General features: G+C 59.2%; 33 protein-coding genes and 1 tRNA gene. 23 read left to right on the top strand and 11 right to left on the bottom strand.

Features of this window, described 5'->3' with window-relative positions; genetic code table 11:
- Nucleotides 1–5 precede the first annotated feature (5 nt).
- The 7 genes from WIF35_RS14755 to WIF35_RS14725 all read right to left on the bottom strand — a co-directional run bounded on the left by WIF35_RS14755 (nt 6) and on the right by WIF35_RS14725 (nt 6,016).
- Nucleotides 6–1,169, bottom strand: a complete 1,164-nt coding sequence (locus WIF35_RS14755) for a UbiH/UbiF family hydroxylase (protein ID WP_412478982.1) — start codon at nt 1,167–1,169, stop codon at nt 6–8.
- Between the two features lie 40 nt (nt 1,170–1,209).
- Entirely contained in the window at nt 1,210–1,545 is a 336-nt protein-coding gene (locus tag WIF35_RS14750) for a hypothetical protein (protein WP_412478981.1), read from the bottom strand.
- Nucleotides 1,546–1,600: 55 nt separating this feature from the next.
- A complete protein-coding gene (locus tag WIF35_RS14745; protein ID WP_412478980.1) occupies nt 1,601–1,900 on the bottom strand; it encodes an HU family DNA-binding protein in 300 nt (99 codons plus the stop codon).
- 218 nt (nt 1,901–2,118) lie between these two features.
- On the bottom strand, nt 2,119–2,751 hold the full coding sequence (locus tag WIF35_RS14740) for a NapC/NirT family cytochrome c (protein WP_412478979.1): 633 nt from the start codon (nt 2,749–2,751) through the stop codon (nt 2,119–2,121).
- Nucleotides 2,748–3,188, bottom strand: coding sequence for a nitrate reductase cytochrome c-type subunit (locus WIF35_RS14735; RefSeq protein WP_412478978.1), 441 nt, complete (start codon nt 3,186–3,188; stop codon nt 2,748–2,750). The genes WIF35_RS14740 and WIF35_RS14735 overlap by 4 nt, the downstream gene beginning before the upstream one ends.
- A 60-nt stretch (nt 3,189–3,248) precedes the next feature.
- Nucleotides 3,249–5,762, bottom strand: a complete 2,514-nt coding sequence (gene napA / locus WIF35_RS14730; RefSeq protein ID WP_412478977.1) for a nitrate reductase catalytic subunit NapA — start codon at nt 5,760–5,762, stop codon at nt 3,249–3,251.
- Complete coding sequence (locus tag WIF35_RS14725; protein WP_412478976.1) at nt 5,759–6,016, bottom strand: chaperone NapD; 258 nt, start codon at nt 6,014–6,016, stop codon at nt 5,759–5,761. Before WIF35_RS14725 ends, napA begins: the two co-directional genes overlap by 4 nt.
- Nucleotides 6,017–6,327: 311 nt before the next feature.
- On the opposite strand from WIF35_RS14725, the gene ahpC reads away from it, so the two are divergent.
- The 13 genes from ahpC (at nt 6,328) to WIF35_RS14660 (ending at nt 16,026) form a co-directional block, all read left to right on the top strand.
- A complete protein-coding gene (gene ahpC, locus WIF35_RS14720; RefSeq protein ID WP_412478975.1) occupies nt 6,328–6,891 on the top strand; it encodes an alkyl hydroperoxide reductase subunit C in 564 nt (187 codons plus the stop codon).
- Nucleotides 6,892–7,026: 135 nt separating this feature from the next.
- Nucleotides 7,027–8,592 (top strand): alkyl hydroperoxide reductase subunit F, encoded by a 1,566-nt coding sequence (gene ahpF, locus WIF35_RS14715; RefSeq protein ID WP_412478974.1) that lies wholly within the window; start codon nt 7,027–7,029, stop codon nt 8,590–8,592.
- A 72-nt stretch (nt 8,593–8,664) separates the two neighbouring features.
- On the top strand, nt 8,665–9,153 hold the full coding sequence (locus WIF35_RS14710) for an acyl-CoA thioesterase (RefSeq protein WP_412478973.1): 489 nt from the start codon (nt 8,665–8,667) through the stop codon (nt 9,151–9,153).
- A 373-nt stretch (nt 9,154–9,526) separates the two neighbouring features.
- Nucleotides 9,527–10,894, top strand: a complete 1,368-nt coding sequence (locus WIF35_RS14705) for a tyrosine-type recombinase/integrase (protein ID WP_412478972.1) — start codon at nt 9,527–9,529, stop codon at nt 10,892–10,894.
- A 93-nt stretch (nt 10,895–10,987) separates the two neighbouring features.
- On the top strand, nt 10,988–11,878 hold the full coding sequence (locus WIF35_RS14700) for a hypothetical protein (RefSeq protein WP_412478971.1): 891 nt from the start codon (nt 10,988–10,990) through the stop codon (nt 11,876–11,878).
- Nucleotides 11,879–12,017: 139 nt separating this feature from the next.
- Nucleotides 12,018–12,212, top strand: coding sequence for a hypothetical protein (locus tag WIF35_RS14695; protein ID WP_412478970.1), 195 nt, complete (start codon nt 12,018–12,020; stop codon nt 12,210–12,212).
- Entirely contained in the window at nt 12,209–12,541 is a 333-nt protein-coding gene (locus WIF35_RS14690; protein WP_412478969.1) for a hypothetical protein, read from the top strand. The genes WIF35_RS14695 and WIF35_RS14690 overlap by 4 nt, the downstream gene beginning before the upstream one ends.
- 112 nt (nt 12,542–12,653) lie before the next feature.
- A complete protein-coding gene (locus WIF35_RS14685; protein WP_412478968.1) occupies nt 12,654–12,926 on the top strand; it encodes a hypothetical protein in 273 nt (90 codons plus the stop codon).
- A 2-nt stretch (nt 12,927–12,928) separates the two neighbouring features.
- Entirely contained in the window at nt 12,929–13,594 is a 666-nt protein-coding gene (locus WIF35_RS14680) for a hypothetical protein (protein ID WP_412478967.1), read from the top strand.
- Nucleotides 13,591–14,016: a hypothetical protein gene (locus WIF35_RS14675; RefSeq protein ID WP_412478966.1), complete on the top strand. Its 426-nt coding sequence runs from the start codon at nt 13,591–13,593 to the stop codon at nt 14,014–14,016. The genes WIF35_RS14680 and WIF35_RS14675 overlap by 4 nt, the downstream gene beginning before the upstream one ends.
- A complete protein-coding gene (locus WIF35_RS14670) occupies nt 14,007–14,939 on the top strand; it encodes a DnaB-like helicase C-terminal domain-containing protein (RefSeq protein ID WP_412478965.1) in 933 nt (310 codons plus the stop codon). Before WIF35_RS14675 ends, WIF35_RS14670 begins: the two co-directional genes overlap by 10 nt.
- A gap of 2 nt (nt 14,940–14,941) precedes the next feature.
- A complete protein-coding gene (locus tag WIF35_RS14665) occupies nt 14,942–15,232 on the top strand; it encodes a hypothetical protein (RefSeq protein ID WP_412478964.1) in 291 nt (96 codons plus the stop codon).
- 518 nt (nt 15,233–15,750) lie between these two features.
- Nucleotides 15,751–16,026, top strand: a complete 276-nt coding sequence (locus WIF35_RS14660; RefSeq protein WP_412478963.1) for an HU family DNA-binding protein — start codon at nt 15,751–15,753, stop codon at nt 16,024–16,026.
- Nucleotides 16,027–16,193: 167 nt separating this feature from the next.
- Here WIF35_RS14660 and WIF35_RS14655 read toward each other — a convergent pair whose 3' ends face one another.
- A complete protein-coding gene (locus tag WIF35_RS14655) occupies nt 16,194–16,493 on the bottom strand; it encodes a BrnA antitoxin family protein (protein ID WP_412478962.1) in 300 nt (99 codons plus the stop codon).
- Nucleotides 16,490–16,696, bottom strand: coding sequence for a helix-turn-helix domain-containing protein (locus tag WIF35_RS14650; RefSeq protein ID WP_412478961.1), 207 nt, complete (start codon nt 16,694–16,696; stop codon nt 16,490–16,492). Before WIF35_RS14650 ends, WIF35_RS14655 begins: the two co-directional genes overlap by 4 nt.
- A gap of 415 nt (nt 16,697–17,111) precedes the next feature.
- Here WIF35_RS14650 and WIF35_RS14645 point away from each other — a divergent pair, with 415 nt between their 5' ends.
- The 4 genes from WIF35_RS14645 (at nt 17,112) to WIF35_RS14630 (ending at nt 18,858) form a co-directional block, all read left to right on the top strand.
- Entirely contained in the window at nt 17,112–17,411 is a 300-nt protein-coding gene (locus WIF35_RS14645; RefSeq protein ID WP_412478960.1) for a hypothetical protein, read from the top strand.
- 631 nt (nt 17,412–18,042) lie between these two features.
- Nucleotides 18,043–18,237 (top strand): hypothetical protein, encoded by a 195-nt coding sequence (locus WIF35_RS14640; RefSeq protein WP_412478959.1) that lies wholly within the window; start codon nt 18,043–18,045, stop codon nt 18,235–18,237.
- Nucleotides 18,237–18,527: a hypothetical protein gene (locus WIF35_RS14635; protein ID WP_412478958.1), complete on the top strand. Its 291-nt coding sequence runs from the start codon at nt 18,237–18,239 to the stop codon at nt 18,525–18,527. Before WIF35_RS14640 ends, WIF35_RS14635 begins: the two co-directional genes overlap by 1 nt.
- Before the next feature lie 10 nt (nt 18,528–18,537).
- A complete protein-coding gene (locus WIF35_RS14630) occupies nt 18,538–18,858 on the top strand; it encodes a hypothetical protein (protein WP_412478957.1) in 321 nt (106 codons plus the stop codon).
- A gap of 658 nt (nt 18,859–19,516) precedes the next feature.
- Here the strand turns inward: WIF35_RS14630 and WIF35_RS14625 are convergent.
- A tRNA-Met gene (locus WIF35_RS14625) sits at nt 19,517–19,593 on the bottom strand.
- 119 nt (nt 19,594–19,712) lie between these two features.
- Between WIF35_RS14625 and miaB the strand changes: the two genes are divergently transcribed.
- From miaB to WIF35_RS14595, 6 genes are all read left to right on the top strand, one after another.
- Nucleotides 19,713–21,050: a tRNA (N6-isopentenyl adenosine(37)-C2)-methylthiotransferase MiaB gene (miaB, locus tag WIF35_RS14620; protein ID WP_412478956.1), complete on the top strand. Its 1,338-nt coding sequence runs from the start codon at nt 19,713–19,715 to the stop codon at nt 21,048–21,050.
- A gap of 52 nt (nt 21,051–21,102) precedes the next feature.
- Nucleotides 21,103–22,053, top strand: a complete 951-nt coding sequence (locus WIF35_RS14615) for a PhoH family protein (protein ID WP_412481250.1) — start codon at nt 21,103–21,105, stop codon at nt 22,051–22,053.
- A complete protein-coding gene (gene ybeY / locus WIF35_RS14610) occupies nt 22,028–22,474 on the top strand; it encodes an rRNA maturation RNase YbeY (protein ID WP_412478955.1) in 447 nt (148 codons plus the stop codon). The genes WIF35_RS14615 and ybeY overlap by 26 nt, the downstream gene beginning before the upstream one ends.
- 5 nt (nt 22,475–22,479) lie before the next feature.
- Nucleotides 22,480–23,328, top strand: coding sequence for an HlyC/CorC family transporter (locus WIF35_RS14605; RefSeq protein WP_412478954.1), 849 nt, complete (start codon nt 22,480–22,482; stop codon nt 23,326–23,328).
- The gene (gene lnt / locus WIF35_RS14600) at nt 23,306–24,781 is read left to right on the top strand and encodes an apolipoprotein N-acyltransferase (protein WP_412478953.1); all 1,476 of its coding nucleotides are present in this window, start codon (nt 23,306–23,308) and stop codon (nt 24,779–24,781) included. The genes WIF35_RS14605 and lnt overlap by 23 nt, the downstream gene beginning before the upstream one ends.
- Nucleotides 24,782–25,090: 309 nt before the next feature.
- A complete protein-coding gene (locus WIF35_RS14595; protein ID WP_412478952.1) occupies nt 25,091–25,801 on the top strand; it encodes a 2-phosphosulfolactate phosphatase in 711 nt (236 codons plus the stop codon).
- Between the two features lie 12 nt (nt 25,802–25,813).
- On the opposite strand, the gene WIF35_RS14590 is transcribed toward WIF35_RS14595, so the two are convergent.
- Nucleotides 25,814–26,758 carry an MBL fold metallo-hydrolase gene (locus WIF35_RS14590; protein ID WP_412478951.1) on the bottom strand — a complete coding sequence of 315 codons (945 nt, stop codon included), beginning with the start codon at nt 26,756–26,758 and terminating at the stop codon, nt 25,814–25,816.
- Nucleotides 26,759–26,772 lie beyond the last annotated feature (14 nt).

The following is a 26,772-nucleotide window of genomic DNA, read 5'->3' as shown; positions in this document are numbered from 1 at the left end:
ATCTCCTAGAAGGCCCCTAGCGCATAACGCACTAAGGAATTTTTCACATAAGGCAGGCGGTTGGTCACACTCAGCCCAAAATTGCGCAACATCCCGACACCAGTTACCTGGCTAGCGAACAACCGCTTCAATGCATCGGTTGTCGTCTGCATCAACACAGTCTCTTCTCGCCGAGCCCGCTGATAGCGCTGCAGAAAACGCTCGTCACCAATGTCCTGCCAGGCCTGAGCTTCCACCAGGCGCCGCGCCAGCTCCATGGCATCCTGAAAGCCGAGATTGATCCCATGCCCGGACAGAGGATGTATGCCATGTGCAGCATCGCCCACCAGCGCCAACCGCGGGGCCACGGTTTGCGGCACGCGCATCAGGCGCAAAGAGAACGCGGCTGGCGGCGTCAAGAGTTCCAACGCCCCAAGCCTACGCTGGCCGGCCTCAGCGACACGCTCGCAAAAATCCCCGGCGGATAGAGAAAGCAGTTGATCGGCATGGCAATCCGGAGTGGACCAGACGATAGAGATCCGGTTCCCAGGCAATGGCAAATAGGCCAGGATGCCATCGCCGCGAAACCATTGGAAAGCGACGTTATGGTGAGCCTTCTCGGTAGCAAAATTGGCGACAACGCCTTTGTCACCGTAGTGCGTATTCCAGGCCTTCAAGCCAGCAGCCTCGCGCACCCAGGAGTCGCGACCATCGGCTCCGACCACCAGGCGCGCACCAAGCGTTACCCCATCCTTCAGATGCAGCACAGCCGCATCATGGCGGAACTCGAGGGATGCAGGAACTGCCGGAGAAAACAATGTCAGATTGGACTGACGCTTGGCGCTTTCCCATAGTTCGCAAGCCATCAGCGAAGATTCAAGGACACACCCGAGGTTAGGCACCCCGCTGTCATAGGCCGAAAAACCGAGATGGCCGCTGCCGTCGCCATAGACCTCCATCGCTCGGATGGGGGCAATACGCGAAGCGTCAAGGTGCTTCCAGGCTCCAATACGCTCAAGGAATTCGATATTGGCCGGACTGATCGCGTAGATACGCGCATCCCAAGCGTCCGGTCGGCGCGGTGGATTTGCCTCGACTAGCGCAATGCGCAAACGCGTCTCGCGCAAAGCAACGGCAAGACTGGCTCCGGCCAAGCCACCGCCGACGATGATCAGATCAAAATGCTGCATGACGGCAATTATGCCGCTTCAGGACGATGCCACAAAGGCTTCAGGCCGGAGTACCGCCACCGCCGCCTTGCGGCTTGTTCGGGCGCTGGCGGCGATTGTTGTTCGAGCGCGGCCGATGCTTCTTTTGCTGACCACTACCCGGTTTGCCGTGAGCCTGCTGACCGTGGCTACGGCCGACACCCCCACCCTGTTCGTTACCGGAAATTCGGTTGCCCGGAGCAAGCTGGATTTCCAACTCGATGATTTCATCCCACTGTTCGTCGCTCCGATCGCGCTCGGGAATTGACAGCAACTCCCGCAAACGGCGCTTGGCATCGAAAGGCTGAGCGACGGGTTCAGTGTTCTCGGGAAGGTTTTCGGAATCTGGATTGTTCATTGAAAATTAAAAGCGGAGTCCGTGGATAACGGACTCCGCAATAGGTAAAGCCGGATTATTTCTTCTTGGCGGCAGGCTTCTTGGCTGCAACGGCAGCCTTGAAAGCGGTACCGGCGGTGAACTTCGGCACCGTCGTTGCCGGAATCTTCAGGGTCGCACCGGTCTTGGGATTCTTGCCGGTACGCGCTGCGCGCTTTGCGGACTTGAACGTGCCAAAACCAACCAGAGTCACAGACTCCCCCTTGGACACAGTCTTGACGACTGCGCCGATGATGGCCGACAGCGCCTTGTCAGCGGCAGCCTTGGTGATACCAGCTTCTTTTGCAGCAACTTCGACCAGCTCGGATTTATTCATCTAAGTGCCTCCTGTTACCTGATTAAGATTAAGAAAACTGGCCGTTGGAACGGCAGCACGCTTAAAGTAGCACACCTTTTCCTGAATGTGTTGATGCCAAGCGGGTTTATTCGCCGGGAACCCCTGGTTTTTTGCGGTTTTAGCACGTGCACCGCAGCAAAACCCCATGAAAAACGGCCCTGCACAGCAGGGCCGTTTTTCGAGGCATTGCAGGCACCTTACTTCTTGTCGGCAACCTCGGCCGGTTTTTCGCCATGCGAAATTTCCAGCGCACCTTCGTTTTGCTTGCCGATATGCTGGTCGATCTGCGGCAACTGGTGAGCAATGCCCTTGTGGCAGTCGATACAGGTCTTGCCTTCATCGAACGCCTTCGGGTGCATGCGGGCCGGCCGATCGCCCTGCTCGGTGTAGTCCATATAGGCGTAGTTGTGGCAGTTCCGGCACTCGCGGGAATCGGTCTTCTTCATGCGATCCCATTCATGCTGAGCCAGTTCGTGACGCTTCTTGTTGAACTTCTCCGGCGTATCGATCGTACCGAGAATCTTGTGCAGCACTTCGTTGGAAGCCTGGATCTTGCGGACCATCTTCGGCCCCCACTCCTTCGGCACGTGGCAATCCGGGCAGGTCGCGCGCACACCGGTACGGTTGGTGTAGTGCACCGTGTTCTGGTATTCCTTGAACACGTTTTCTTCCATTTCGTGGCAGGAGATACAGAAGGCTTCCCGATTGGTCGCCTCCAGAGCCCAGTTGAAGCCGCCCCAGAACACGATACCGGCAACGAACAACAGTAGAGCACTGACCAAGCCGATACGCTGCAGCCAGGCAGGCATGTATTTTTTCAGACTCATCATTCCCCCTTCTTGGCGGCAGGTTTATAGGTATTCTCGACCAGCGGTTTCGCGTCGTACTGCGGCACGTGGCACTGCATGCAGAAGTAGCGGCGCGGCGAGATGTTCTTCAACTTGTTGTCCTCACGATCGAGGTAATGCGACTTGGCCACCTTGGTTGCGCCGGTCTCTTCGGCGCGCTCCTTGGAATGACAGTCCATGCACTTGTTGAAGTTCTGCGTGATGTTGTAACCCTTGATACTGTGCGGGATCAGCGGCGGCTGCTTTTGAAAGTTACGCTGAATGTTCGCCTGATCCTTCTCAGGCTTGAACATATTCACCTTCGAATTGCCTTCGATGGTCACGCCGCCAATTTCATTGACCAGTTCCTGAGCACCGGCCAGCCCGATTCCGCCCAAGGCAATCCCGGCGACCAACGCCAGTGTGCTTATCAATTTCATCTTTTCACCTCCGAATTGCGACCGGCGATGTACACCGGCCGCATTTGGCTCATTGTTGTATTAGGCTTTGGTCACTTTGACCGCGCACTTCTTATAGTCCGTTTCCTTGGAAATCGGGCAGGTCGCATCCAGCGTCAACTTGTTGACCAGACGACCCGCATCGAAGAACGGGATGAAGACCAAGCCACGCGGCGGCTTGTTGCGACCGCGGGTTTCCACGCGCATGACCACTTCGCCGCGGCGGGAAGCGATCTTCACCTCCATACCGCGCTGCAGACCGCGGTCCCGTGCATCGTCCGGATGCATGAACACCACGGCGTCCGGGAAAGACTTGTAGAGTTCCGGTACGCGGCGGGTCATCGAACCGGTGTGCCAATGTTCGAGCACGCGACCGGTACACAGCCAGAGGTTGAACTCCTTGTCCGGCATTTCCGGCGGATCCTGGTAAGGCAGTGCAAAAATCACCGCTTTGCCATCCTTGTGGCCGTAGAACTTAATGCCTTCACCCTTCTTGACGTAAGGATCGTAGCCTTCACGGAAACGCCACAGCGTTTCCTTGCCATCGACCACTGGCCAGCGCAGCCCGCGTGCCTTGTGGTAAGTCTCGAACGGTGCCAGATCGTGCCCATGACCGCGGCCAAACTGGGCATATTCCTCGAACAAGCCCTTCTGAATATAGAAACCGATCAGCTTGGAATCGTCGTTTTCGAAACCGGCCTGGATTTCGTTGAGCTTGTACTTGTTAACCACGCCGTTGGCGTAGAGCACGTCGAACAGGGTTTTGCCCTTCCACTTCGGTGCCTTGGCCACCAGATCAGCCGGCCAGACTTCCTCGACCTTGAATCGCTTGGAGAACTCCATAATCTGCCAAACGTCGGAACGTGCCTCGCCCGGTGCCTTGACCTGCTGACGCCACATTTGGGTGCGACGCTCCGCATTGCCGTAGGCGCCTTCCTTCTCGACCCACATGGCGGTCGGCAGAATCAGGTCGGCGGCCATTGCCGAGACCGTCGGATAGGGATCGGAAACGACGATAAAGTTCTCAGGCTTGCGCCAGCCCGGGTAGAGCTCTTCGTTGATGTTCGGGCCAGCCTGCATGTTGTTGTTGCACTGCTGCCAATAGAAATTGACTTTGCCGTCCTTCAAGGCGCGAGCCATGGCAACAGCGTGCAGGCCGATCTTGTCGGGAATGGTGCCTTCCGGCAGTTGCCAGATTTCTTCCGTGTGCTTGCGGTGATCCGGGTTGGTCACGACCATGTCGGCCGGCAAGCGGTGGGCGAAGGTACCAACCTCACGTGCCGTACCGCAGGCGGACGGCTGACCGGTCAGCGAGAACGGGCTGTTGCCCGGCTCGGAAATCTTGCCGACGAGCAGGTGCACGTTGTAGATCATGTTATTGACCCAGGTGCCGCGCGTATGCTGATTGAAGCCCATGGTCCAGAAGGAGACGCACTTGACCTTCGGATCGGCGTACAGCTCGGCCATCGCGATCAGGTCCTTGGCCGGCACACCGGAAATCTTCGAGACCTTGTCAGCGGTGTATTCCGAGACGAACTTCTTGAAGTCGTCGAAGGTGATGTTGTCAGCCTTGGCCGGGTTACCCTTTGGCTTGCCATCGGCATCCGGATAACCGTTATTGGTCGCCTTCTTTTCCAGGTCGTGGGTCGGACGCAGGCCGAAACCGATATCGGTTTCACCCTTCTTGAAATTGACGTGCTTACTGACGAAGTCCTGGTTCACCTTGCCGGTCGAGATGATGTGATGGCAGATGAAGTTGAGGATGGCGAGGTCAGTGTTCGGCTTGAAGACCATCGGAATGTCGGCCAACTCGAACGAACGATGCTCGAAGGTAGACAACACGCCAACTTTGACATGCTTGCTGGACAACTTGCGGTCGGTGATGCGCGTCCACAGGATCGGGTGCATCTCAGCCATGTTCGAGCCCCACAGGAAGAAGGCGTCGGCATGCTCGATGTCGTCGTAGCAGCCCATCGGCTCGTCGATGCCGAAGGTGCGCATGAAGCCGGCCACGGCGGAAGCCATGCAGTGACGGGCATTCGGGTCGAGGTTATTGGAACGGAAGCCGGCCTTCCACAGCTTGGCGGCGGCGTAACCTTCCCAGATGGTCCATTGACCCGAGCCGAACATGGCGATGCCGTTCGGCCCTTTGGCCTTCAACGTCGCCTTGCACTTCTCTTCCATGATGTCGAAAGCCTGTTTCCACGAAATCGGCTTGAATTCGCCGTTCTTGTCGAACTTGCCATCCTTCATGCGCAGCATCGGCGTCTTCAGACGATCAGAGCCGTACATGATCTTGGAGAGGAAATAGCCCTTGATGCAGTTCAGGCCGCGATTGACCGGCGCATCCGGATCACCCTGGGTTGCGACCACACGGCCGTCCTGCGTACCAACCAGCACCCCGCAACCGGTACCGCAGAAGCGGCAAGCTGCCTTGTCCCAGCGAATTTCGTCCTTACCCTGCGCCAGCGCTGTCGCCGGCGCGGCCATGCCAGCCGCCGACATGGCGGCTGCGGCAGCATTGGCCTTGATGAAGTCACGTCGATTGAGTTTCACGCCTCTACCTCCTCGGTTTCCGATTCGTCGTCGCTGTACTGATAAACCATGGCCACCGATGCGACGCCGGGGACACCATGCAAAGCGACATATTTATTGGCTGCCGCTTCCAGATCGTCATCCTCAAGCACGACGATCACTTTCCCTTCCGGGCTTTCCGCGTGGATCTCCACGCCGGACATGGCAAGCAACGCCTGCCGCACCTCATCGAGGCGACCAGGCGCCACATGCAGAATGGCACTGGAAATATTCATTCGCGTTAAACCTCCTGAAACACTGTCTGCGGTACGTTACCGACACGACAGCAAATCTCCGCTATTAGTAGGGGTATTCAATTGATCTGAATCAACTTCATACCGCCGGAGAATACCGACCACGACGAACGACCGAGAGTTAACTAGTACTTTCGAACTAGGTTTCGCCGTAGAAGCCCCCGCAACCGGCATCTCTGGGCAATAGCCACACCCAATCCTCGGTATTGAAGCAATCAATTGGAACAATCAACTGCGCTTGCCTAAGATTCGATTCGTGTTCAGAAACACTCAACCCACTCAGGAGAAAACCGATGTCCCTTATCAACACCCAAGTTCAACCGTTCAAGGCCCAAGCTTTCCATAACGGCAAGTTCATCGAAGTCACCGACGCCAGCCTGAAGGGCAAGTGGTCTGTCATGATCTTCATGCCGGCTGCCTTCACTTTCAACTGCCCGACCGAAATCGAAGACGCCGCCAACAACTATGGCGAATTCCAGAAGGCCGGCGCCGAGGTGTACATCGTCACCACCGACACCCATTTCTCGCACAAGGTCTGGCACGAAACCTCGCCGGCCGTCGGCAAGGCCCAGTTCCCGCTGATCGGCGACCCGACCCACCAACTGACCCGCGCCTTCGACGTGCATATTGATGAAGAAGGCCTGGCCCTGCGCGGCACCTTCGTGATCAACCCGGACGGCGTCATCAAGACCGTTGAAATCCACTCCAACGAAATCGCCCGCGACGTTTCCGAAACCCTGCGCAAGCTGAAGGCCGCCCAATACACCGCTTCCCACCCGAACGAAGTGTGCCCGGCCAAGTGGAAGGAAGGCGAGAAGACCCTGGCTCCGTCGCTGGACCTGGTCGGCAAGATCTAAGCCCCCAACCACCAACAGAGATCTATAAAAAACAGAAACCCGCCGCTACCCGGCGGCGGGATTTCAGCGAAAAGCTGCGGTGCACCGCAGTTTTTCAGTGAAATCCAAAAAATGACTGCAAGGGAGAACCGCAACATGCTGGATGCTGCCATCAAGGGCCAACTCAAGGCCTACCTCGAACGCCTGCAACGCCCCATCGAACTGGTCGCCACGCTGGATGACAGCGCCAAGGGCCAGGAAATGCGCGCCCTGATCAACGACATTCTCGAATGCTCCGACAAGGTCAGCCTGCGTGAAAACGGCGGCGCCACACGGATTCCGTCTTTTGCCGTTGGTCTGCCAGGTGAAACGCCCCGCATCCATTTCGCCGGCTTGCCGATGGGCCACGAATTCACCTCGCTCGTCCTCGCCCTGCTACAAACCGGCGGCCACCCGCCCAAGGTCGAGCAGGCGGTCATCGACCAGATCAAGGCCCTGCCCGGCAACTTCAAGTTCGAGACCTACATCTCGCTGTCCTGCCACAACTGCCCGGACGTCGTGCAGGCGCTGAACCTGATGGCCGTGCTCAACCCGAACGTCACAAGCACGATGATCGACGGTGCGATGTTCCAAGATGAAGTGAACGCCCGCCAGATTATGGCCGTGCCGACCACCTACCTGAACGACGCTGAATTCGGTGCCGGCCGCATGCTGATCGAGGAAATCCTGGCCAAGGTGGATACCGGCGCCGCAGGACGCGCCGCCGAAGTCCTCGGTCAGAAGGAAGCCTTTGACGTGCTCGTCGTTGGCGGCGGCCCGGCTGGCGCAGCTGCAGCGATCTACGCCGCCCGCAAAGGCATCCGCACCGGCGTCGTCGCCGAGCGTTTCGGTGGCCAGGTCATGGACACGCTGGGCATCGAGAATTTCATCTCCGTGCCCTACACCGAAGGCCCCAAGCTCGTCGCCTCGCTGGAACAGCACGTCAAGGAATACGACGTCGATGTGATGAACCTGCAACGCGCCGGCAAGCTGATTCCGGCCAGCGAAAACGGCGGCCTGATCGCCGTTGAACTGGAGAACGGCGCGAAGTTGCAGGCCAAGAGCGTGATTCTCTCCACCGGCGCTCGCTGGCGCGAGATGAATGTGCCAGGCGAGAAGGAATACAAGGCCAAGGGCGTGTGCTTCTGCCCGCACTGCGACGGCCCGCTGTTCAAGGGCAAGCGCGTGGCGGTGATCGGCGGCGGTAACTCCGGTGTCGAAGCGGCCATCGACCTGGCCGGCATCGTCGCCCACGTGACCCTGCTCGAGTTCGCCGACACCCTGCGTGCGGATGCCGTGTTGCAAAGCAAGCTCAACAGCCTGCCCAACGTCACCGTGATCAAGTCGGCGCAAACCACCGAAGTCACCGGCGACGGCCAGAAGGTCAACGGCATCACCTACAAGGATCGTGTGTCGGGCGAAGAAAAGCACATCGAACTCGAAGGCATCTTTGTGCAGATCGGTCTACTGCCCAACACCGATTGGCTCAAGGGTACGGTGAACCTGTCGAAATTCGGCGAAATCGAGATCGACGCCAAAGGCCAAACCAGCGTGCCGGGCGTCTTCGCCGCCGGCGACTGCACGACGGTACCTTACAAGCAGATCATTATCGCCATGGGCAGTGGCGCTACCGCCTCGCTCAGCGCCTTCGACCACCTGATCCGCAGCTCGGTCCCGGCCTGATCGGCCCATGCCTTACACTACGGCCAGCGACGGCAATCCGTCCCTGGCCGTTTTTCTTTCGGGAAGCGCAAAATGGATTTACCCAAACACCAACTCGCCATGACCGTGCTGATGACGCCCGACATGGCCAACTTTTCCGGCAACGTACACGGCGGCACCATCCTCAAGCTGCTCGACCAAGTGGCCTACGCCTGCGCCAGCCGCTACGCCAGCCAATATGTCGTGACGCTGTCGGTCGATCAGGTCATGTTCCGCCAGCCCATCCACGTCGGCGAACTCGTCACCTTCCTCGCCTCTGTGAACTACACCGGCAACACCTCGATGGAAATCGGCGTCAAGGTGCTCACCGAAAGCATCCGCGACCAGGTTGTCCGCCACGCCAACAGCTGTTTCTTCACCATGGTCGCCGTCGACGACAACGGCAAAACCACGCCTGTGCCGCCACTCGAACCCAAAACACCGGACGAAATCCGCCGCTACCAGGCCGCCCAACTGCGCCGCGAACTGCGCAAGGAATTCGAGACGCGGCAAAAACAACTGCACGCCAGCATTTCCGGCTGATTCACGAACGTAAACGACAAAGCCCGCTGACGGATCAGCGGGCTTTGGGTATTACTGGTGGTGATGGGCAGAATCGAACTGCCGACCTATGGGTTATGAATCCCAAGACAGTGACATATTACGGCATTTATCGACGTTGATAAAAACAGAGAAAACACCATTAGATTCATTCGGTTAGCTCAGTTTTTCATTGATACCCGTTGATTTGCGTGGATATACTGCGGGCGCAATGGGGGCGCAATACGGGCGCAACGGGGCGCAATGGGGGCGCAATGGGGGCGCAACGGATTATCCCTTCGCCATACTTTCGTGACTGAGAAAAAACGCTATGTCAGAGAACCGAATTCATCTAACGCTATCTCGAATCAGAGCCATGACACCGCCAGAAGGGAAGCAGGCATCGTACCTGTTTGACGATGACCCTAAGCATCTGGCAGTACGCATAACCCCATCCGGCTCCAAGAGCTTTGTCTATGCCGGGAAACTCAACCGGGCCGCGATTAGAATCACAATTGGCAGCGTTGATACGTGGAACCTCGACGACGCGAGAGCCGAAGCCCGACGCCTGCAAACCATCGTTGACGCTGGCGAAGACCCGCGCATCGTCAAGGCCGAAAAGCTGGCAGAGACAGCCAAGAAGCAGGCCGCCGCCCGCCGTGCTGACAAACCATCGCTCGACATCTGGTCAGAATACATCGAGGCCCGCCGCACGAGCTGGGGAGAAAAGCACCTAGCCGACCATTTCAAGGTGAGCAAGGAAGGGGGCGAGGCTAGAACACGGGGCCAAAGGCCGGGAGAGTCAAAAAAGACCCTGCCGGGTATCCTCCGCCCGCTTCTGCTGCTGCCGTTGTCAGAAATCACGCCAGACCGGGTAAAGGATTGGCTAAAGGATGAAAGCACCAAGCGGCCAACCCATGCGCGGCTTGCGTTTGCGATTCTTCGCGCCTTCCTGAACTGGTGCGGCGACCAGTCAGCTTACCGGGACTTTGTTCATACCGACGCCTGCGCCGCCCGGGTGGCCAAGGGAACCTTGCCGAAGAAGACGGCAAAATCCGACTGCATGCAAAAGGAACAGCTTGCGCCGTGGTTTGCCGAGGTCAAGAAGCTGTCACCCGTTCAATCGGCGTACCTGCAATGCGTCCTGCTGGTGGGCGCTCGCCGCAACGAGCTAACCGGCTTGCGCTGGAAAGACGTTGATTTCAAGTGGCGTAGCCTCACGCTGCGCGACAAAGATGAATCTAAAGGCGGGGTGGAAGGAACGCGCACCATCCCGCTCACGCCATATGTGGCCAGCCTCTTACTCGACTTGAAGCGGCGTAACGATACACCGCCCCCGAGCCATCGCATCCTCAACGGCAAGAAAATCGCCAATAACCTCGAGAGCTGGAAACCCTCAGAATTCGTCTTTTTTGGCCGTGCCGCATCTGGGCATATCGAGGAACCATCCGCCGCCCATGAACGCGCCCTAAAGGCTGCTGGATTGCCGCACCTGAGTATTCACGGCCTGCGGCGCAGCTTCGGCACACTTACCGAATGGGTCGAATGTCCTGCCGGGGTTGTTGCCCAGCTTCAAGGCCACAAGCCATCTGCGACAGCCGAGCGGCATTATCGCGTTCGCCCGCTCGACTTGCTGCGCTTGTGGCACACGAAAATCGAGGCATGGATTCTTGAACAAGCAGGCATTGAGCAGCCGGGAGCGGGAGACACGAAGGAAGCCGTCCGGGTAGTATCCAGCGCCTGAAACAGAGCTAGCTGCTGCCTACCTCGACGGCGGGAACGCTGGCCCCCTTCATCCAGCCTGGCAGCAGCACCCACACCATGAAGGAGCGCAGCAATGACCACCTACAAGCTACCGATTTTTGACCGCCTTTATCCCCGTACAGAATGGAGGGGCAGGCTCATCGCACATACTGATGTTTTGACGCTACCCGAGGCCGCCGCCGCCGCATCGCAACATGCTGGAACCCAGATAACACCGGCTGACTTTTTGCGGGCCGCCGCACGGGGGCAAATCACGCTGCGGGCTATAGTGCATACATCGGCCCGAGTTCAAAAGCACGATGGCGGGATTTACTGCAACGCAGGAGAGCCGACGGAAAATGTTATCCCGAAGGGGTCAATTCCGACGCTACCTATCGATGCTTGCACGAGAATCGCGAACACTGGCCGCGCATCATGGCGCACGTTCGACGGCTATAAGATCATTGATGACATGCGGTGTAGTTTCACCATCGCAACGATTGTTGACGGACAGCCGGACTTCGAGACTACAGCCGATGATTGCCGAGTCACGGGTGATGCCGTTCACGCGCTGGCCGATGCTTTCATTGACTCCGAAGAGCGGCGCGAAAATTCCGGCGCTGCCAATCAAGACAAACATTGCACACGTTCGGTCAAATCGAGCCGGAGCGCCCACACAACCGCGCAAAGCGGCCCTGCCGTAACCAAGCTGGACTTGATTGACGGGCTAGGGCTAGAAAAAAAATGGGAAGAAATACTAAGGCGACCAGATAGCGATGGGAAGAGATACAGGGATGCGCTGGTATCCAAGGGGGCGCGCGGCAGGGCTGGATCTACGGGCACGAATCAAAGCATGTGGAACCCCGTCGTGTTCGCTCGATTAGCCATTGAGAACGGCAAACTAAATAGGTCCGCCGTTATTGCCCGTTTCAAAAAATCGTTTCCTCAATGGCAGGATGAATTAGAGGCCGAACTAAACAGTTAAATGGGGGGAATCGCCCACTGTTTAAATGGGGGGAAAACCCTAGAAACCCGCACCGCTGCGAGGTTTAAATGGGGGATCAAATGGGGAAAATTAACCCCCATTTTTTAATTGCATCGTCAATCAACAAGAGGCAATGACGATGCAACTCAATCTCCCCCCGACACTTTCCACAGACGAACTCGCCGCATTGGCGAAGGTTCAACCGCAATCTATCCGCGCCGCCATTTGCAGAACAGGCCACTGGATGGGAATTCGCCCGGTCAAGCTGAAAAATCGCCGCTTGCTCTGGGATTCAAGCGCGGTAGCTGCTGCGCTTGGGGGGACGGCCAAATGAAAAAACGCCCGACTCCAGAAAACAGAGCCGAGCGCCTAGGAAGCGGGACGGATTTTAGCGGAACAACAAACCCGCGTCACCTGCGCGTGATCCACCTTGCCCTACGCCGCCCCCTGCGCCGCGAGCATATCGACGATGTAGCCGGGGCAAGCAACGGGCCGGACCTTGTGGCAGAGCTGCGCCGCCGTGGCCTCGAATTCCCGTGCGACCGAGTGCCAGCGTTCGACAGGGACGGCAAGCCGTGCCGACCGGGCGTCTACCACCTCACCAATGCCGACCGAATCAAGATTATGCGATGGCTCAAAACGCGCGAGCTGGGGGCGGTATGAGCGGCCTAATTCACAAATCATGCACATGCCGTAAGAGCGATGGACTATGTGCCGTCTGCCTCGCATGGAAGCGTATCGCGTTTCGAGTTTGGCAACGACTGGCGGGGCTGAAATGAGCGTCCGTACTTTGTCGAAAGCATTGAATTCGTCCGGCACAACCGGAGCCGCAAGGCTTGCGCTTATTGCTCTATCGGACTGGTCAGATGATAACGGGCATGTGCTGGCCAGCCTGCGCAACATAGCCGAAAAGTGCCGTATTTCAGAAAATCAGGCCAGATGCGCAATTTCCGCCCTCACTCGTGACCGGTTCATATCAACTGAAGACGCGGCACCAGGCGATTCTGAGATGTACCGCATCAATCTGGCGAAGCTTGGCGAGGTGTAGAGATGGCCATTCGCATCAAAAACTTCAAAAAATTCCAGCATTTCAAAGACCGAAGCCCGCCGTGGGTAAAGCTCTACCGCGATTTGCTGGATAGCCCAGACTGGCACGAGCTTGATCCGGAGGCGGCTAAGGTTCTTGTCATGCTTTGGCTGATTGCATCTGAGGATGAAGCAAAGCAGGGTTCGTTGCCGGAAATGAAAACGCTCGCCTTTCGCTTGCGTATCGACCAAAAGCACCTTGAAAAGCTCTGTAACAAGCTTTCTCAGTGGCTGGTACATGACGATATCGAGATGATATCGCCGCGTTATCAAGTTGATGCACCAGAGACAGAGACAGAGAGAGAGAAAGAGACAGAACCTTGCTCACCTTCGGCGAGCGAGTCGGCAGATGATGGCTTCGCTGAATTCTGGAAGCAGTACCCGAGGAAGGTGGGTAAAGCATCGTCATTAAAGTTATGGAAGAGGATCAAACCGAAAGGGCAGCTTCTTTCCGACCTGATGAGAGGTCTAGAAGCGCAGAAGGTCAGCGAGCAATGGCGGAAGGACGGCGGAAAGTTCATCCCCTTCCCGGCGACGTGGCTGAACGGAAGGCGCTGGGAGGATCAACTGCCGCTCACGCAGCCAACGAGCTGTACCGAGCAACCGCCGATTTTCGTGGGGGCACTATGACTATGAACCCGACGATGCTGCCCTACGGGGCTGCTGAAATCCTTGCCCTTCGCAAGACAGGCAAGCGCCCTGCCGACATGATCCTGCTGTCGCTGATTGGCCCACTTCGAGGCGAGAACAACCCGGTCATTGTTGCCAACCCAACCCGGCGCTATGACTGGCGCATACTCCTAGACCTTGAAGTCCTGGTTATCGCCAGTTCGGCGACGGACACGACCACGGTCAAGCGCCTGCTGGACGAGTTGAAGGCATTGCCGACGCGATATTTGGGGCTATGGCTTTCGGACCGCCAGAACGGCCTGCACGTGGTTGTCGACGGCGTACCGGCCCATCCGCGCGGCCTTCTGCGTTATATGAGCCGAGCCGAGCGTCAAAACTTCCACGGCATTGGCCAGCATCCGGAGTACCGTCAATGCGCGTGATAAACGACGAAATCGACTTTGACGCTTACCTGAAACCACCGAGCGAGGGGGCCTCTGTGCGCCCTGCAAGCGATTGGCTGGACGACGTTATCCAGTCGTTTGAGCAACCGGCCAGCCAGACGGGGGCGATGCTGCCTTGGGCCAAGACCAAGGACGTTATCCGTCTTCGCCGTGGCGAGCTTTCCATCTGGCCCGGCATGTCAGGCCACGGAAAATCCATGCTGATTGGCCAAGTGGCGCTGCACCTGATGGCACAGGGCGAAAAGGTTTGCATCGCCAGCATGGAAATGAAGCCAGCCCAGACCATGCACCGCATGGCCCGCCAAGCCTTCGGCAGCAGCCAACCGATGCGCCGCGACATCGAGGACTTGCACCGCTGGACGGATGGCCGCCTATGGCTCTACGACCAGCAAGGGCAGGTATCACCGGAGCGAATCCTAGCCGTGGCCCGGTACTGTCACGAGAAATTGGGCGTTACGCACCTCGTGGTCGACAACCTGCTTAGTTGCGGGATTAGCGAGGACGGATACGACGCCCAGAAGCAGTTTGTTCTGGCGCTGGCCACCCATGCCCACGACACGGGCCAATCGGTGCATTTGCTCGTGCATAGCCGCAAGCAAGCCGACGAGAGCAAGCCGCCCGGAAAATTCGACGTGCGGGGATCTGCATCGATTACCGACCTCGCGGACAACGTGTTTAGCGTCTGGCGCAACCGCCCGAAGGAACAAGCGCAAGAGCAAGGCGACCGCAGCAAGGACAACGAACCCGACGCCCTGCTAACCGTCGCGAAGCACCGACATGGCGAATGGGAAGGTCGCATCCAGCTTTGGTTTGACCGACGCAGCCAGACCTACCTGCAATCCCCTACTGAGCAACCCAAGGCCATGAACTTGATGGCTGAAACCGATGAGGTTGAATTCTGACTATGGCAACCGTTACCAGAAAATTCCGCGATGACTTCGACGCATGGGCCGCTGACCGCATCGCCCGAGGCCAATTCACCGAGGCCGAGATGGCCGAATTCAAGGACATGCTGCGCCGTGACCTCGCCCCCGGCCCTGACCAACTCAGAGAGGGGCAAACAATCATTCTCGCAGCAGGCGTTGAGATGCCCGCAACAATCGACGACCACGAAGAACGCTATCGGCTTTGGGCTGACTTCTTCGCAGCCGAGGCGCAGGCAATCAAGCGCATCAAGGCCGGGGAGGTTCGCTAATGTCTGCCCTTCGACCCGAAGTCACCATCCGGCAAGGCGAGCTGTCAGAAATCCCGCCGTGGTCATTCCATCGACCAGGCATGTCCGAAGAGGGGGCGGTAATCGCTTGTTGCCGTCACATGGGGATAACCGACTTTTCCACCGCGCTTGTTTTGCTCTGGAAGCTGCGAGAATCGCCCCCAGACGAACGAACGGACGCCGGGGAATATCAGCCCACATGCGACGAGGAAAAAACGCCTTAGAGCGCGTCAAATTAAATCGGCGGTGCATCGTCACACCTCCCCCATTGGCGGAAGCCTTCCGAAGGGGGCGGCAAGGCACCCCGGAGGGGGGGGTAAAAAGTTTTAAAGGGGAAGGGGCCGGGAACCGACCGGTTTCTCACGTACAGAAAAAATTCCCCCTACAACTTTTCAGCAAATGGAAATCAAATGCCGCCCCCTCCCGAACAGGCCACAAACCCCCGCAGATATTGGGTTAGACTGATACCGGAGTTTTCAAACCACCATAGGATTAATCAAATGAACAAGACCGAATTAATCGAAGCCCTCGCCGCCAAGACCGATATGAGCAAGGCCGCTGCCGCCCGTGCGCTGGACGGCCTGACAGACATCATCGGAGAGAAGCTGGCCGCCGGTGAGCAAGTTGCCATTCTCGGCTTCGGCACCTTCTCCACCATCGAGCGCGCCGCACGTACTGGACGAAACCCCAGCACCGGGGCGGAAATCAAAATCGCCGCCTCGAAGGCTCCCAAGTTCGCCCCCGGCAAGGCGCTCAAAGATGCGGTCAAGAAGTAATCGACCGACGACCCAAAAAACAACCCGGCACGAAGCCGGGTTTTTTGTTTATCGTCACCTGGATTTGAAATCCAAGTGATCCTTCCATGCAATTCAGCAAACATGGAGAGGCGGCGGATTGAACCCGCTAGGCGGCCATCCTCCACGCGCCCTCGGCATCATGCCTTTTACGGTGAGTGCGTTTTAAGCCAATCTCGCAAGGCTGAATTCATGCGCGTTTGCCAGCCCTTGCCGGTCGCCTTGAAGGATTCAACAATATCGGCATCGAAGCGGGCCGTAACAAGCACCTTCGGCCTTCCTGCCCCTTGGCGGCCACGGGTAAGCGCCTTTTGCAGCACAGCAGCGCCCTCGGCTGCCGACACCGGCCGCTCGCCGATTTTCCACTCCCCAAGATCAAAGAAGTCGTCGGCCGGTTCCGGCGCATCGTCCGGATCAATGCATCGAGAGCGGGGGCGGTACGTCTTCATTTGAGAACGTCACGGTTTATCTCGAACCCCTCGCGGACCACCTGGCCGCAGCATGGGCAACGCTCCTTCCCAGCCTCGCTTTGCTCCTTGATGCGCTTTAGCGCGGCATAGAGAGTCGGTTCGGTTATCCCGGCCTTGGCAGCAGCCTCCCTAACGGTTTTCCCCTGCGCCACCAATGAAAGCGCCTGCTGTGTTTTGCTCATGCCATTACCTCGATAGCGTTTTAATTAGGCAATAGTACCACTAGCACCTACTGCATAAAATAATTGTTGACATAAGTACTAGCACCTACTACTATTCACACATCGCAGCACAAAACGTTCTTTCACAACCCGACCGAGATTCAAAGCCCGCAGCCCGGTATCTGGCCGCTGCCAATGCGACAACGAAGCGACACCGCCCCCGGCGACAAGCGACGACGGCGCAGCAGAAAACAGGGGGCTTTGACGGAGGGCAGGCTGCCGTAAGTGCCTGCGAGGGGATAGGGAAATGCGCATGGTAAAGAGGTTCTAACCCCAACCAAGCTAGCGCCCGACCCCCAGAAAGGCGAAGCCCGGCAGGTGCTAGCAACACCGCCGGGCCTCTAATTACCACGCGACTTTTTCAGAGGTAAGAATCATGGCAACTGCCCAAATTGTAGCAATCTCTTCGCAAAAACGTACCCGCATCATCAACCGTTACCTGGAGCTGGCGCAGCAGATGGCCAAACTCAAAACAGAGTTGGAAATGCTCAAGGTCGAAGCAATCGAACTTCTAGGCGAAGGCAATCACGAGAGCAACAGCGCCCGCGTTTCAATCAACTGGACGAGCCGCACGGGCTTGGACACGGCGAAGGCTAAAACCTTCCTCACCGCTGCCCAGCAGGCCGAGTGCAGCAAGACCACGAGTTATTACGACGTTCGCGTCAAGGCTCTATAACCCATTCCATGCCTCCCCGGCCCGCTGCCGGTGGAGGCTCTTACCGGAGGCATCATGGAACATGGAGCCAAAGCGAAAACAAACGGGACGGGACGGGGGGCGATTCCTAGCCCTTCCGCACGTAGTGCTCGACTCTGCGGCTTTTCTGAGCCTGTCATTCAGCGCCCGCGCCTTGCTACTGGACATTGCCCGCCAGTACCTGGGGGACAACAACGGGCGGCTTCTGGCGTCAGAGTCCGCACTAAGGCCGCGCGGGTGGAATTCAAAGGACACCATTACACGTGCACGGCGGGAGCTGGAGGCGGCGGGCCTGATTGTGGAAACGCGCAAGGGAGCGAGGCCGAGCAAGGCCGCATGGTTTGCCGTCACTTGGTTAAACCTCGACTGGACGCCCGACATGGATATGCCCCGCGCTGGATACCGGAGGGGTTTGTATCTCGAAAACACGCTCACGAAAAAATGACAGCCTTACCCCGATTTTCGGGGTAATGAGCGGGGCTACTGGTCCGATTTTCGGGGTAAGGAACATTACTACTACCCCGATTTTCGGACCACTACGGGCCACTTTTGGGCATCTCTCTACCCCGATTTTCGGGGGGTTATCTAGATAAGCCATCTAACCGAGGAAGAAATGAACGAATTAGAGCAGTCAGAGAATAAAACCGCCACGGCGCGGGAAGTCGTCACCGTAAGCATCTGGGAGGAAACCCACCTAGTCGATGCGACCAGTGACATGGAGGCGATTGCCAAAGCCCTAACCGGCGAACACATCGCGCACGGCGTCTGCAAGTTCGCCCTGCCGATTCAATGCAGAGAGGTGAAATGATGTCCGGACGTATCCGAATTAACCCCGCGAAGGCCAACTCAGACGGCTTTCTAGACGCCATGTGGATGATAGGCGGCATCCTTGCCTCTATCCGAAACAGCAACGACGGCGAGCGGCCCAACGACCGGGAATTTACGAAGCACGTCACAGAGGCGCTAGGGGAGATTGTCTGGTTAGCCTCTGAGAATCGCCTAGAGGAAGCCGCATATCGACTGGAAGGCTTTGCCGAGGTTGTTACTCCGCTGCTGGTTGCGGCTCTCCGCGACCGTTACAAGACCCCTTTCCACTGAGGATAAACCGATGCCCATTGAAAACGAAACCGCCCTCCCGGACAGCCAAAAACTTATGTTCACCATCGAGACATTGGAAGCCCTGGCACACGACGGCTTTTCTAACATCTCTAGCTTGGCCAGCGTGGCACTAAAGTTGATGGAAACCCCTGATGCTTACATACAGCCCGAGATGATTGCAAAGCTGCTGAACACCATCCGGGCGAAGGCCGAAGATATGGACAACCTAATCGGAAGCGAAGCCGAGGCCGTTGGGTGCGTGACCTATAGGGACATCGCAGCCGAGCGACGCTATGAAGCCCGCCGCGCTGCTGCTGAGTCCAGAAGATAGGGATCAGCCTTGCCCGCGTCCGAAACGCGAGCAAGACGGGCCGGGGGCGCTATGAGCATCCAGAACGCCCCCGCCCCCGCCAACCCGCAGAGCAGACACGAGGGGGCGGCTAGGATCATTGAGGAAATCAGGGAGCGCATTGCGACTCTCGTCAGCGATTACATGCAGCACGTCGGAGGGAGGAAGAGCAGATGACAAACGTCGTTTCGATTAACCACTACCTTGAGCGCAGGGAGGATAAGGCTAGGTTAGATGCCGCAGATGCATTGATATGTGCCGGGCTTCAGATGCTAGGGGCAGAGGTTGCCATTGTTTCATTCATCAAGGCCGGTGGCCTTCCCGGTCGACTGAGAGTACAAATACCGTCGAATTCGGCTTTCGTGCGCCATCTCCAACAGGCCGCTCTCGGTATGCACTAACCAACACCCGCCCCGAGGCGGGTTTTTTCTGGGGGGATGCTTTGCCAAGCATGGCCGCCTTCCGCTAGCCTTCCGCCGGAATTCCAGCGGATAAGCCCTCGCCCCCTCGAAAACCTGCCGGGTTCTATCCGGGTTGTTACGTTGATTTGGATTGTTATCGGCGGGCGCAATGGGGGCGCAACGGACACGAAAAAACAAAAAGCCCCGGCTTGTGACCGGGGCTAAGTGTTTGAATTTGCTGGTGGTGATGGGCAGAATCGAACTGCCGACCTATGGGTTATGAATCCATCGCTCTAACCGTCTGAGCTACATCACCACGCTTAGAGGGCGCGAATTATAGTGGGGAGGCGGCAAAATGGTCAACCGCGTTATAATGCGAAACTTTTCTGCCGCCAGCTTGCCGAAGTGGCGCCCACTGATTTTCAAAGCATTTCCATGACCAAAAAGCTGTTCATCCGCACTTTTGGGTGCCAGATGAATGAGTACGATTCGGACAAGATGGCCGACGTGCTCAACGCCTCCGAAGGCATCGTCAAGACCGACAATCCCGAAGAAGCCGACATCATCCTGTTCAACACCTGTTCGGTGCGCGAAAAGGCGCAGGAGAAGGTGTTCCATGACCTCGGCCGGGTCAAGCACCTGAAGCAGCAGAATCCGAACCTGGTGATCGGTGTCGGCGGCTGCGTGGCCAGCCAGGAAGGCGACGCCATCGTCGCCCGTGCGCCCTACGTCGATATCGTCTTCGGCCCGCAGACCCTGCACCGTCTGCCGCAGCTGATCGCCGAGCGCAAGGAAAAGGGCAAGGCGGCAGTCGATGTCTCCTTCCCCGAGATCGAGAAATTCGACGCCATGCCGCCTTCCGAGGTGAAGGGCGCTACGGCTTTCGTATCGATCATGGAAGGCTGCTCCAAGTTCTGCACCTTCTGCATCGTGCCTTACACCCGTGGCGGCGAAGTGTCGCGCCCCTTCACCGACGTGCTGACCGAAGTGGCCGACCTGGCGGCGCATGGCGTCAAGGAAGTGACCCTGCTCGGCCAGAACGTGAATGCTTACCGCGGCGACATGGAAGGCACTGACGAGAAGGCCGATCTGGCGATGTTGATCGAATACATCGCCGAGGTGCCGGGCATCGAGCGCATCCGCTACACCACGTCGCACCCGCGCGAGATGAGCCAGCGCCTGATCGACACTTATTTGAACGTACCGAAGCTGGTCTCCCATCTGCATCTGCCGGTGCAAGCCGGTTCCGACCGCGTGCTGGCGGCGATGAAGCGCGGCTACACGACGCTCGAGTACAAGTCCATCGTGCGCAAGCTGCGCGCAGCACGCCCGGACATTTCGATGTCCACCGACTTCATCGTCGGCTTCCCCGGCGAGACGGACGAGGATTTCGAAAAGACCATGAAGCTGATCGACGACGTCGAGTTCGACGCCTCTTTCTCCTTCATCTACAGCCCGCGCCCGGGTACCCCGGCGCTGGAACTGGCCGACGACACGCCGGCCGAGGTCAAGTCGGCGCGTCTGGCCCGCCTGCAAAAGCGCATCGACGAACTGGCGCAAGCCGTCAGCAAGTCCATGGTCGGCAGCGTGCAGCGCGTGCTGATCGAAGGCACCTCGAAGAAGGACGTCAACGAGTTGGCCGGTCGCACCGACAACAACCGCATCGTCAATTTCGCCGGCAATCCGCGCCTGATCAACACCTTTGCCGACGTCCGCATCACCGAAGCGTTGCCGCACAGCCTGCGAGGCGAGATTGTCATCCGCGAAAACTAACGCCACGGGGCGGGCAGCTCCTGCCAGGAAAACCGCCCCCAAGACCAAGCCGATCGAGTTCGCCCTGGCGCCGATCGACAACGCGCAACTGGCCAACCTGTGCGGCCCGCTCGACGAAAACATCCGCCAGATCGAAACCGGCTTCGACGTCACCATCCGCCGGCGCAACGAGCGTTTCTCGGTTTTGGGCGAAAAAGCACAGTCCACCGCAGATGCCATCCGTCACTTCTATGCGCTGGCCCGCGCGCCGCTGTCGGTCGATGAAATCCAGCTTGGCCTGGTCGAATTCCTCAATGCGCCGGTGCGCCGCGTTTCGCGTGCCGCCGAAGGGCCGGTCGACGGCCCGCAACTGATCACGCGCAAGACCGAACTGCACGGCCGCACGCCGCGTCAGGTCGAATACCTGAAGCAGATTCAGGAACACGACATCACCTTCGGCATCGGCCCGGCCGGCACCGGCAAGACCTACCTCGCCGTCGCTTCGGCGGTGGACGCCTTCGAGCGCGATCTGGTCGAGCGCATCATCCTGACCCGTCCAGCCGTCGAAGCCGGCGAACGCCTCGGCTTCCTGCCCGGCGACCTGACGCAGAAGATCGACCCCTACCTGCGCCCGCTGTACGACGCGCTGTATGACCTGATGGGCGCCGACCGCGTCGCCAAGCTGTACGAGAAACGCGCCATCGAAATCGCCCCGCTCGCCTTCATGCGCGGCCGCACGCTGAACCACGCCTTCATCATCCTCGACGAAGCGCAGAACACGACGCCGGAGCAGATGAAGATGTTCCTGACCCGCATCGGCATTGGCGCCAAGGCCGTGGTCACCGGCGACATTACGCAAATCGACCTGCCCAAGGGCCACAAGAGTGGTCTCAAGGAAGCCATCGACGTGCTGCGCGACGTGCGCGGCATCGCTTTCACCCAGTTCAAGAAGGAAGACGTGGTGCGCCACCCGCTGGTCGCCCGCATCGTCGACGCCTATGAAAAACGCCAGCAATCGACTTAACCTGTCCGTGCAATATGCCTGTAACCGTGAGGGCTTACCCTTGCGCGCAGATTTCGTGCGCTGGGCGCGTGCGGCGCTGGTCGGCGGCGGCGAAATCACCATCCGCCTGGTCGACGCCGAAGAAGGCCAGGCACTGAACAACGAATACCGCGGTAAGGACTACGCGACCAACGTGTTGTCCTTCCCCTACGACACCGAGCCGGTAGTGCTGGGCGATCTGGTCATCTGCCCGAGCGTCGTGGCGCGCGAAGCGGCCGAGCAGAACAAGCCGCTGGATGCGCACTACGCGCACCTGACGGTGCATGGTATGCTGCATTTGCAAGGCTGGGACCACGAGAACGACGACGAGGCCCAGGAAATGGAAGACGAAGAAAGGGAGATTCTCGCCGCGTTGGGTTATCCCGACCCCTACGCCGCCTAAACGCCATGGACCCAGACAGTAAACCGAGTTTCATCGAACGATTGACCTCCCTGCTGCTGCGCGAACCCGAAGATCGCGAGCAGCTCCTGCAGATTCTGCATAGCGCTTACGAGCGCAACCTGATGGACGCCGATGCGCTGACCATCATCGAAGGCGCACTGGCCGCCGCCGACACCCGCGTCACCGACGTCATGGTGCCGCGCGCCCAGATGGACGCCATCGACGTCGACGATCCGCTCGACGAGATCGTCAAGACCGTCATCGAAGCCGCCCACTCGCGCTTCCCGGTGGTCGACGGCGACCGCGACAACGTGCTCGGCATCCTGCTCGCCAAGGACCTGCTGCGCATCCAGACCGAAGAGCATTTCGACCTGCGCGACTGGCTGCGCCCGGCCGTCTTCATTCCCGAATCGAAGCGCCTGAACGTGCTGCTGCGCGAGTTCCGCGTCTCCCGCAACCACATGGCCATCGTGGTCAACGAATACGGCGGCGTCGCCGGCCTGGTCACCATCGAGGACGTGCTGGAGCAGATCGTCGGCGACATAGAGGACGAATACGACTTCGACGAAGCCCACGACAACATCCGCCAGGACTCCACCGGCCGCTACCGCGTCAAGGCGCGCACCGAGATCGAGGATTTCAACGCCGCTTTTGCCACCGATTTCTCGGACGAGGAGTTCGACACCGTCGGCGGCCTGATCCTGCGCCATCTCGGCCGCATGCCGAAGCGCAACGAAGTCGTGGAAATCGCTGGCACGCGCTTCCAGGTACTGCGCGCCGACAGTCGCCGGCTGTACACCCTGCTGGTCGATCCGCCCAAACCGCAAACCGGTGCTGACGAAACGGCTGCCTGATCGGGCTGCCGCCCGCTACGGCCTGGCCGCGCTGATCGGTGCGGCGGGCGTCTTGTGCTTCGCGCCCTTCGGCCTGTTCTGGTTCGCCCCCATCGTCTGGGCCGGTTTCTTCGCGCTGCTGCTAAGGGCCGACAATCGCCGCCAAGGCCTGCTCACAGGCCTCGCTTTCGGCCTCGGTTTCTTCCTGTGCGGCGTATCCTGGGTCTATGTCAGCCTGTCGGTCTTCGGTGGCATGCCGTGGTGGCTGGCCGGGCCGGCAGCCTTCGTGTTCTGCGCCGTCATGGCGCTCTTCCCGATGTTCGCCGGCTGGGCTTTCAAAGCCTGGCAGCCGGGTAGCCTGTGGCGGCAAGCTTTGTTCTTCGCCAGCCTGACTACTGCGGTGGACTGGCTGAAAAGCTGGATTTTCACTGGCTTCCCCTGGTTGGCCCTCGGTTACTCGCAAGCCCCGACCAGCCCCTTGGCCGGCTTTGCGCCGCTGTTCGGCGTCTTCGGCCTGAGCTTCATCGTCGCCCTGTGCGGCGCGCTGCTGTTGCGCTGGCGCCTCGGCGTACCGCTACTCGCTGCGATCGCTGCCCTCGGCTTCGGCTTGCGCCAGATCGAATGGACGACGCCGGATGGCCCGCCGATCAGCGTGGCGCTGATCCAGGGCAACATCCCGCAGGAAATGAAATTCCGTCCGGAAGCCTTCGTCCGCACGCTCAATCTGTACCGCGACCTGATCGAAGCCCACCCGGCGCAACTGACCCTGTTGCCCGAAACGGCGCTGCCGGTGTTCATCGACCAAATACCGCCAGCCTATCTGGACTCGCTGAAGGAACTGGCGGCGCGTCAGAACGGCGATCTGGTGCTCGGCACGCTGACCGGCGATGAACAAGCTTATTTCAACAGCGCGGTCAGCCTCGGTGCTACGCCAACGCAGACCTATAGCAAGAATCACCTGGTGCCCTACGGCGAGTTCATCCCACCCGGTTTCGCCTGGTTCATGGCCTACGCCAACATCCCGGCCTCGTCGTTCTCGCGCGGCGCGGAAAAACAGGCGCCACTGGTCGTTGCCGGGCGCAAGGTGGCAGCCAATATCTGCTACGAAGACGTATTCGGGGATGAAATCATTCGGGCGCTGCCCGAGGCCGGCATCCTGGCCAACCTGTCGAATACCGCCTGGTTCGGCCGCTCGCTGGCGCAACCGCAGCATCTGCAGATTGCCCAGATGCGCTCGGCAGAAACCGGCCGGCCGATGCTACGCGCCACCAATACCGGCATGACGGCCATCGTCGATGCCCATGGTGAAGTGCAGGCGGCGCTGCCGCCCTTTACCACCGGTGTGTTGCGCGGCGAGGTCGGTGCCTACCAGGGCAGCACGCCCTATATTCGTTTCGGCAACCTGCCGGCTGTCGCGTTAATGCTGGCCGGACTGGTAGCTGCATTCTTCCCGCGGCGCAGGAAAGTAACCTGAGGTCTGCCCACTCGCGAAGTTGGTGCAGACTTTAGTGCCCGCTCTCCGTTTTGGTGCGACGCAACATTTCCCAAGCAGCGATCAACGCCAGCGGCGAAAACGCGCCAGCCGTCACGCCTGCGAGCAATTCACCCAATCCGCCGTCCATGATTTTCCCCGTTTTGATTTAATCGACACATACGGTTTCGCAGGGATCGTGCCAGCCTGAATCAGAATGCATGACCAAGCCCGAACCCGGCGGCCACGACTGGCTTTCCGCCGGGCGAAAGGTTTAGACTGAGCAACGACGCGACTTTCCAATAACCGGCCATGAAATTCTCGCGCATCTACCTGAACCGCCTGCAGGGCAACCCGCCGCCACACGACACAGTGGTCGTCATCGACGTGCTGCGCTCCTTCACCAGCGCGGCCATTGCCCTGTCGCGCGGCGCCAGCGCCATTTATCCGGTGGAAAGCATCGCCGAGGCGGCGACCTTGGCCAATCGCCTCGACAACACGGTATCGGTCGGCGCCATCGGTGGCGGCGATCCGGTGCCCGGGTTCGACTTCGGCAACTCGCCCTCTTATCTGGAGCGCGCGCAACTGGCCGGCAAGACCGTCGTGATGAGCACGGCCGCCGGTGTGCGCGGCCTGCAGCGCTATCACCATCAGGCCAGGCACGTCTTCGCCACCAGCCTGGTCTGCGCCCGCGCCACAGCGGCTGCGATCCGCGCCGCCAAGGCGCGCGAAATCACCTTCATCATCACCGGCGAATGGGTGGATCGCGACGGAGACGAGGACATCGCCTGCGCCGACTACCTCGAAGCGCTGCTGCTAGGCGAAACGCCCGACCCCGCCGCCTTCATGCAACGCGTACGCGACTCCGATTTCGGCCGCCGCTTCACCTCCGGCGACTGGCCCAACCTGCCACCGGCCGACCTCGATATCGCTGCTCAGGCAGACCGCTTCAACTTCGCCATGCCGGTGCATAGCGAGGGGGAGCATCTGGTGATCCGCTCCCGCCCGGTAACCACGCTCTAACTCGGCGCGGCCTCAGCCGCGATGGTCCAGCCAGAACTCCATGCCCTGGGCGTTGAGTTCGAGGTCGGTGGCCAGCACCTCGATGATCTTTTCCTCCGGCAGGGTGCAGCCGTGGGTGCGGATTTCCTGGAGCAGGTAATCGGTCAGCCCCTGCTTGACCGCCGCATGGCGCGCCTCGCCCTCGCCGCCCGCCGCTTCGCCGATGGCGACCATGGCATCGAGCTGGCGATGCAGCGCGGCGGCCTTGGCCGGCAGGTCAGTCAGTTGGGCGTAGTGGGTCAGGTACATCGCTTCCGGCTGGTAGCTCATCAGACGGTCGATGGAGGCGTGCATCTCGGCCGGATCGAACTGCGTCGGCGTCGTGGTCGGGAAGACATATTGGCGGCCATCGACATCGAATTCGCGGTAGGACAGACCGAACATATCGCCGGTGAAGATGGCCTTGGCCTTCTGGTCGACGATACAGATGTGGTGTTTGGCATGTCCCGGCGTGTCGATGCACAGCAGTTCGCGGCTACCGAGTTGGAGGGTCAGCCCTTCGTGCGCATCGATGATGCGCTCGGCCGGGATAGGCAGGATGTCGCCGTAAACCTTTTCCACGTATTCCTGCCCGTACACCGCAGTCACGCCGGCCACCAGCTTGGACGGCTCGGCCATGTGGCGCGAACCGCGCGGATGGACGACCAACTTGGCATTCGGGAATTCGCGCATCAGCGATCCGGCGCCGCCGGCGTGGTCGAGGTGGATATGCGTCAGGATCACGTAATCGACCGCATCGCGGCCGAGACCAAGCTTATCCAGCGCGGCCAGCGCATTGGGCAGCGAATCGTTGCTGCCGGTATCGACAAAGGCCACGCGGCCGTCGTCGACGATCATGTGAATGGCCGCCAGGATGGGGCGAACATAGCCGGCGTCGAAGGCGATGATGCCGTTGCCGTAGTCTCTCCAGTCGAACATTTTCTCCGTACTCC

Source organism: Azonexus sp. IMCC34839 (genome assembly GCF_047047955.1).
Lineage (GTDB): Bacteria > Pseudomonadota > Gammaproteobacteria > Burkholderiales > Rhodocyclaceae > Azonexus.
The sequence above is the reverse complement of the archived record's forward strand: the minus strand, read 5'-3'. Positions and strand labels throughout refer to the sequence as shown.

Excerpts from the sequence above, each read along its gene's own strand:
- ahpC (WP_412478975.1), top strand. The coding sequence starts at position 6,328 with ATGTCCCTTATCAACACCCAAGTTCAACCGTTCAAGGCCCAAGCTTTC.
- WIF35_RS14670 (WP_412478965.1), top strand. The coding sequence starts at position 14,007 with ATGCGCGTGATAAACGACGAAATCGACTTTGACGCTTACCTGAAACCA.
- WIF35_RS14675 (WP_412478966.1), top strand. The coding sequence starts at position 13,591 with ATGACTATGAACCCGACGATGCTGCCCTACGGGGCTGCTGAAATCCTT.
- WIF35_RS14630 (WP_412478957.1), top strand. The coding sequence starts at position 18,538 with ATGCCCATTGAAAACGAAACCGCCCTCCCGGACAGCCAAAAACTTATG.
- WIF35_RS14705 (WP_412478972.1), top strand. The coding sequence starts at position 9,527 with ATGACACCGCCAGAAGGGAAGCAGGCATCGTACCTGTTTGACGATGAC.
- WIF35_RS14660 (WP_412478963.1), top strand. The coding sequence starts at position 15,751 with ATGAACAAGACCGAATTAATCGAAGCCCTCGCCGCCAAGACCGATATG.
- ahpF (WP_412478974.1), top strand. The coding sequence starts at position 7,027 with ATGCTGGATGCTGCCATCAAGGGCCAACTCAAGGCCTACCTCGAACGC.
- WIF35_RS14590 (WP_412478951.1), bottom strand. The coding sequence starts at position 26,758 with ATGTTCGACTGGAGAGACTACGGCAACGGCATCATCGCCTTCGACGCC.
- WIF35_RS14650 (WP_412478961.1), bottom strand. The coding sequence starts at position 16,696 with ATGAGCAAAACACAGCAGGCGCTTTCATTGGTGGCGCAGGGGAAAACC.
- WIF35_RS14710 (WP_412478973.1), top strand. The coding sequence starts at position 8,665 with ATGGATTTACCCAAACACCAACTCGCCATGACCGTGCTGATGACGCCC.
- WIF35_RS14740 (WP_412478979.1), bottom strand. The coding sequence starts at position 2,751 with ATGATGAGTCTGAAAAAATACATGCCTGCCTGGCTGCAGCGTATCGGC.
- WIF35_RS14665 (WP_412478964.1), top strand. The coding sequence starts at position 14,942 with ATGGCAACCGTTACCAGAAAATTCCGCGATGACTTCGACGCATGGGCC.
- WIF35_RS14690 (WP_412478969.1), top strand. The coding sequence starts at position 12,209 with ATGAAAAAACGCCCGACTCCAGAAAACAGAGCCGAGCGCCTAGGAAGC.
- WIF35_RS14725 (WP_412478976.1), bottom strand. The coding sequence starts at position 6,016 with ATGAATATTTCCAGTGCCATTCTGCATGTGGCGCCTGGTCGCCTCGAT.
- WIF35_RS14750 (WP_412478981.1), bottom strand. The coding sequence starts at position 1,545 with ATGAACAATCCAGATTCCGAAAACCTTCCCGAGAACACTGAACCCGTC.
- miaB (WP_412478956.1), top strand. The coding sequence starts at position 19,713 with ATGACCAAAAAGCTGTTCATCCGCACTTTTGGGTGCCAGATGAATGAG.
- WIF35_RS14640 (WP_412478959.1), top strand. The coding sequence starts at position 18,043 with ATGAACGAATTAGAGCAGTCAGAGAATAAAACCGCCACGGCGCGGGAA.
- WIF35_RS14745 (WP_412478980.1), bottom strand. The coding sequence starts at position 1,900 with ATGAATAAATCCGAGCTGGTCGAAGTTGCTGCAAAAGAAGCTGGTATC.
- WIF35_RS14605 (WP_412478954.1), top strand. The coding sequence starts at position 22,480 with ATGGACCCAGACAGTAAACCGAGTTTCATCGAACGATTGACCTCCCTG.
- WIF35_RS14695 (WP_412478970.1), top strand. The coding sequence starts at position 12,018 with ATGCAACTCAATCTCCCCCCGACACTTTCCACAGACGAACTCGCCGCA.
- WIF35_RS14655 (WP_412478962.1), bottom strand. The coding sequence starts at position 16,493 with ATGAAGACGTACCGCCCCCGCTCTCGATGCATTGATCCGGACGATGCG.
- WIF35_RS14685 (WP_412478968.1), top strand. The coding sequence starts at position 12,654 with ATGAGCGTCCGTACTTTGTCGAAAGCATTGAATTCGTCCGGCACAACC.
- WIF35_RS14595 (WP_412478952.1), top strand. The coding sequence starts at position 25,091 with ATGAAATTCTCGCGCATCTACCTGAACCGCCTGCAGGGCAACCCGCCG.
- WIF35_RS14645 (WP_412478960.1), top strand. The coding sequence starts at position 17,112 with ATGGCAACTGCCCAAATTGTAGCAATCTCTTCGCAAAAACGTACCCGC.
- WIF35_RS14755 (WP_412478982.1), bottom strand. The coding sequence starts at position 1,169 with ATGCAGCATTTTGATCTGATCATCGTCGGCGGTGGCTTGGCCGGAGCC.
- WIF35_RS14700 (WP_412478971.1), top strand. The coding sequence starts at position 10,988 with ATGACCACCTACAAGCTACCGATTTTTGACCGCCTTTATCCCCGTACA.
- WIF35_RS14680 (WP_412478967.1), top strand. The coding sequence starts at position 12,929 with ATGGCCATTCGCATCAAAAACTTCAAAAAATTCCAGCATTTCAAAGAC.
- WIF35_RS14735 (WP_412478978.1), bottom strand. The coding sequence starts at position 3,188 with ATGAAATTGATAAGCACACTGGCGTTGGTCGCCGGGATTGCCTTGGGC.
- ybeY (WP_412478955.1), top strand. The coding sequence starts at position 22,028 with ATGAAAAACGCCAGCAATCGACTTAACCTGTCCGTGCAATATGCCTGT.
- WIF35_RS14635 (WP_412478958.1), top strand. The coding sequence starts at position 18,237 with ATGTCCGGACGTATCCGAATTAACCCCGCGAAGGCCAACTCAGACGGC.